Source organism: Nevskiales bacterium (assembly GCA_035574475.1).
Lineage (GTDB): Bacteria > Pseudomonadota > Gammaproteobacteria > Nevskiales > DATLYR01 > DATLYR01.
In genome coordinates, this window is the sequence record DATLYR010000167.1 from 1 (window position 1) to 4,741 (window position 4,741).

The following is a 4,741-nucleotide window of genomic DNA, read 5'->3' on the forward strand; positions in this document are numbered from 1 at the left end:
CGTTACGGTGTGAGTGTGGTCAACCCGGTCGGCGAGCCCTTCAACCCTGACTTCCACGAGGCCATGAGCGCGGTGGAAAGCGCCGAGCACGCCCCCAACACGATCCTCCAGGTGCTGCAGAAGGGCTACCGCCTGCAGGACCGGCTGCTGCGCCCGGCGCTGGTGGTGGTGGCCAAGGCCCCGCCCGGGGCTTGAAAGCGGGCACCAGCACCCCCATTAAGGCTGGGAATCCGAAACCCATTGATTTTTGAGGCAAACACTCATGGCTAAAGTCATCGGCATCGATCTGGGCACGACCAACTCCTGTGTCGCGGTCATGGAGGGCGGCCAGCCCAAGGTCATCGAGAACAGCGAGGGCGAGCGCACCACGCCCAGCATCGTGGCCTACACCGACGACGGCCAGACCATCGTCGGCCGGCCGGCCAAGCGCCAGGCGGTGACCAATCCGCACAATACCCTGTTTGCCATCAAGCGCCTGATCGGGCGCCGCTTCGAAGACCCGATGGTCAAGAAGGACATCGAAATGGTGCCTTACAAGATCGTCAAGGCCGACAACGGCGATGCCTGGGTCGAGGTCAAGGGCAAGAAGCTGTCGCCGCAGGAGGTCTCGGCGCAGGTCTTGATGAAGATGAAGAAAACCGCCGAAGACTACCTGGGCGAGAAGGTGACCGAGGCGGTCATCACCGTGCCGGCCTATTTCAACGACTCGCAGCGCCAGGCCACCAAGGACGCCGGCCGCATCGCCGGGCTCGAGGTCAAGCGCATCATCAACGAGCCAACCGCGGCGGCGCTGGCCTTCGGCCTGGACAAGGTCAAGGGCGACAAGAAGATCGCCGTGTACGACCTGGGTGGCGGCACCTTCGACATCTCGATCATCGAGATCGCCGAAGTGGACGGCGACCAGCAGTTCGAGGTGCTGTCCACCAACGGCGACACCTTCCTGGGCGGTGAGGACTTCGACATGCGCCTCATCGACTACATCGCCACCGAGTTCAAGAAGGAGCAGGGCGTGGATCTCAAGCAGGACCCGCTCGCGCTGCAGCGCCTGAAGGAGGCGGCCGAGAAGGCCAAGATCGAGTTGTCTTCGACCCAGCAAACGGACGTCAACCTGCCGTACATCACGGCCGACCAGTCGGGTCCGAAGCACCTCAACATGAAAATCACCCGCGCCAAGCTCGAAGCGCTGGTGGCCGACCTGATCGAAAAGACCATCGCGCCCTGCCAGATCGCACTCAAGGACGCTGGTTTGAAGGCCAGCGACATCCAGGAGGTGATCCTGGTCGGCGGCCAGACGCGCATGCCCAAGGTGCAGGAGCGGGTCAAGGAGTTCTTCGGCCGCGAGCCGCGCAAGGACGTGAACCCGGACGAGGCCGTGGCGGTGGGTGCCGCGATCCAGGCCTCGGTGTTGACCGGCGAGCGCAAGGACGTGCTGTTGCTGGACGTGACCCCGCTGTCGCTCGGCATCGAGACCCTCGGCGGCAAGATGACCAAGCTGATCGAGAAGAACACCACGATCCCGACGCGCAAGACCGAGACCTTCACCACCGCGGACGACAACCAGCAGGCCGTGACCGTGCATGTGCTGCAGGGCGAACGCGAGATCGCCTCCGCCAACAAGTCGCTGGGCAAGTTTGACCTGACCGGCATCCCGCCGGCGCCGCGCGGCGTGCCACAGATCGAGGTGACCTTCGACATCGACGCCAACGGCATTCTGCACGTGTCGGCCAAGGACAAGGCCACGGGCAAGGAGCAGACCATCCAGATCAAGGCCAGCTCGGGTCTGTCCGAGGCCGAGATCCAGCAGATGATCAAAGACGCCGAGGCGCACGCCGAGGAAGACCGCAAGTTCAACGAGCTGATCACCGCGCGCAACCAGGCCGATGCGCTGGCGCACGGCGTGGAGAAGAGCCTCAAGGAAATGGGCGACAAGGTCGAGCCCGACGAGAAGAAGGCCATCGAAGAGGCGCTGGCCGAGCTGCGTGAGGCGCTCAAGGGCGACGACAAGGCCACGATCGAGGCCAAGAGTGAGAAACTGGCGCAAGCCTCGGCCAAGATGGCGGAACGTGCGTACGCGGCCGCCTCGGCCAAGGCCGGCGAGTCGGCGAGCGCGGCGGCGGGCAGCGAGACCAAGAGCGGCGATGGCCAGACGGTGGACGCGGAGTTCGAAGAGGTGAAGGACGAGAAAAAAGGTTAATTTCGACGCGCAGCGCGAAATTAACTGCCCGGTCTGGAGCCGACGCGTCGCGCGGCTCGAGCCGGGCGTTTGCTTTTGCTAAGGAGCGGGTCGAGTAGTATGGCCAAGCGTGACTATTACGAAGTCCTCGGCGTCAGCAAGAACGCCTCGGACGACGAGATCAAGAAGGCCTATCGCCGCCTGGCCATGAAGAACCACCCGGATCGCAACCCGGGTGACAAGGCCGCCGAGGAGCGCTTCAAGGAGGCCAACGAGGCCTACGAGGTGTTGTCGAACGCACAGAAGCGCGCGGCCTATGACCAGTTCGGGCATGCCGGGTTGGGTGGTGCGGCCGGGGGCGGCGGGCCGGGCTTCGGCGGCGGCTTCGGCAACTTCGGTGACATCTTCGGCGACGTGTTCGCCGACATCTTCGGCGGCGGCGACGGTCGCCGGGGCGCACAGGCCTACCGCGGCGCCGACCTGCGCTATCACTTGCAGATCGATCTCGAGCAGGCGGTCAGGGGTGATACCGTGCGCATCCAGGTGCCGACGCTGGAAACCTGCGGCAGTTGCAAGGGCAGTGGTGCCGCGCCCGGCTCCAGTCCACAGATCTGCCCGACTTGCCGCGGTGCAGGCCAGGTGCGTATGCAGCAAGGCTTTTTCTCGCTGCAGCAGACCTGCCCGCACTGCAACGGCCACGGCAAGGTCATCACCAACCCGTGTCGCGAATGCCGCGGCCAGGGACGTGTACAGAGGAGCAAAACCCTGTCGGTCAAGATCCCCCCGGGCGTAGATACCGGTGATCGCATCCGCTTGGCCGGCGAGGGCGAGGCCGGCCAGATGGGCGGTCCGCCCGGTGACCTGTACGTGCAGATCGAAGTGCGGCCGCATCCGATCTTCAGCCGCGAGGGTGCCGACCTGCACTGCAGCGTGCCGATCAGCGTGGTGACCGCCGCGCTCGGCGGCGAGTTGGAGGTGCCCACGCTGGACGGCAAAGTGCTGCTCAAGGTGCCGCCGGAAACCCAGACCGGCAAGCTGTTCCGCCTGCGGGGCAAGGGTGTCAGGCCGGTGCGCGGCGGCGTGCCGGGGGATCTGATTTGCCGCGTGCAAGTCGAAACGCCGGTTCGGCTGACGCCGCGGCAAAAGGAATTGCTGCAGGAGTTCGGTCGCAGCCTGGAGCAGGGTGGCGACCGCCACAGCCCGCAACACAGCTCCTGGGCCGACCGCGCACGCCGTTTCTTCGAAGGCCGCAAGGCCTAGCCTGCGCGTCTTCGTGCACAATAAGGGCCTCGCGCACAGGTGGGGCCCATGAGCACGTACGATACTCCGGTACGAATCTGCATCCACGGCGCTGGCGGCCGCATGGGCCGGGCGCTGATCGAGGCCTGCCGCGCGCTGCACGGCCTGCAGCTGGCCGCGGCGATCGAACGGCCGGACAGCCCGGCCGTCGGCCAGGATGCGGGTGTATTCGCGGGGCTTGGCCCGATTGGCGTCGCCGTCACGGCGAACCTGGAAGCCGTCGCCGGCGATTTCGACGTGCTGGTGGATTTCACACGCGTGGAGCCAAGCCTGGCGGCGCTGGCCTTCTGCCGGACGGCCGGCAAGTCCATGGTCATCGGCACGACCGGTTTCACGCCGGCGCAGAAAGCCAGCATCGCCGCCGCCGCGCGCGACATCCCCGTCGTTATGGCGCCCAATTTCAGCGTTGGCGTCAATCTGACGCTCAAGCTGCTCGACATGGCCGCGCGCGTGCTGGGTGACAGCGTGGACGTCGAGATCGTCGAGGCGCATCACCGGCACAAGCTGGACGCGCCCTCCGGCACGGCCCTGCGCATGGGCGAAGTGGTCGCCGCGGCGCTGGGCCGCGACCTCAAGGCCGTTGCGGTGACCGGCCGCGAGGGCGTGACCGGCGTGCGCGACCGCCAGACCATCGGTTTTGCCACCGTGCGCGGCGGCGACGTGGTCGGCGACCACACCGTGATGTTCCTGGGCGAGGGCGAGCGGGTCGAAGTCACGCACAAGGCCAGCAGCCGGCTGACCTTCGCCAACGGCGCGATGCGCGCCGCGCTGTGGCTGGCCGGCCGCAAGGCCGGGCTGTACGACATGCAGGACGTGCTGGGCCTGAAATAAGCAGAGCCCGGCGCAGCGGGCGGGAGAGCGCATGTTCAAGGCGGTGGCCAGTCCCTATCGCGTGCCTTACGACGGCTCGTTCCGTTACCGCCGCGCCGCCTGCGCGCCGCCGGCCCCGGCGCCGGACAAGCAGGACAGCAAGCAGCGGCTGCAGGCCTGCGTCGAGGAACTGGATAGCCTGCAGCGCATGCTCTATGCGCACGACAACCATGCCGTGCTGCTGGTATTCCAGGCCATGGACGCCGCCGGCAAGGACGGCACCATCCGCGCGGTGCTGACCGGCGTCGATCCCGCCGGCTGCCAGGTGTTCTCCTTCAAGCAGCCCAGCAGCGAAGAGCTGGACCATGACTTCCTGTGGCGCTGCATGCGCTGCGCCCCCGAGCGCGGCCGCATCGGCGTGTTCAACCGCAGCTATTACGAGGAGGTGCTGGTGGTGCG

Annotated in this window: 5 protein-coding genes; all 5 read left to right on the forward strand. The window is 66.6% G+C overall.

Annotated elements, in window-relative coordinates; genetic code table 11:
• On the forward strand, nucleotides 1-195 hold a 195-nt coding region (gene grpE, locus VNJ47_10270; protein ID HXG29214.1), incomplete at its 5' end, for a nucleotide exchange factor GrpE.
• Nucleotides 196-262: 67 nt separating this feature from the next.
• On the forward strand, nucleotides 263-2,194 hold the full coding sequence (gene dnaK / locus VNJ47_10275) for a molecular chaperone DnaK (GenBank protein ID HXG29215.1): 1,932 nt from the start codon (nucleotides 263-265) through the stop codon (nucleotides 2,192-2,194).
• Between the two features lie 99 nt (nucleotides 2,195-2,293).
• On the forward strand, nucleotides 2,294-3,433 hold the full coding sequence (gene dnaJ / locus VNJ47_10280) for a molecular chaperone DnaJ (GenBank protein HXG29216.1): 1,140 nt from the start codon (nucleotides 2,294-2,296) through the stop codon (nucleotides 3,431-3,433).
• 48 nt (nucleotides 3,434-3,481) lie between these two features.
• A complete protein-coding gene (gene dapB, locus VNJ47_10285) occupies nucleotides 3,482-4,303 on the forward strand; it encodes a 4-hydroxy-tetrahydrodipicolinate reductase (GenBank protein ID HXG29217.1) in 822 nt (273 codons plus the stop codon).
• A gap of 31 nt (nucleotides 4,304-4,334) precedes the next feature.
• Nucleotides 4,335-4,741 (forward strand): polyphosphate kinase 2 family protein (locus VNJ47_10290; GenBank protein ID HXG29218.1); only part of this gene is annotated, 407 nt, incomplete at its 3' end.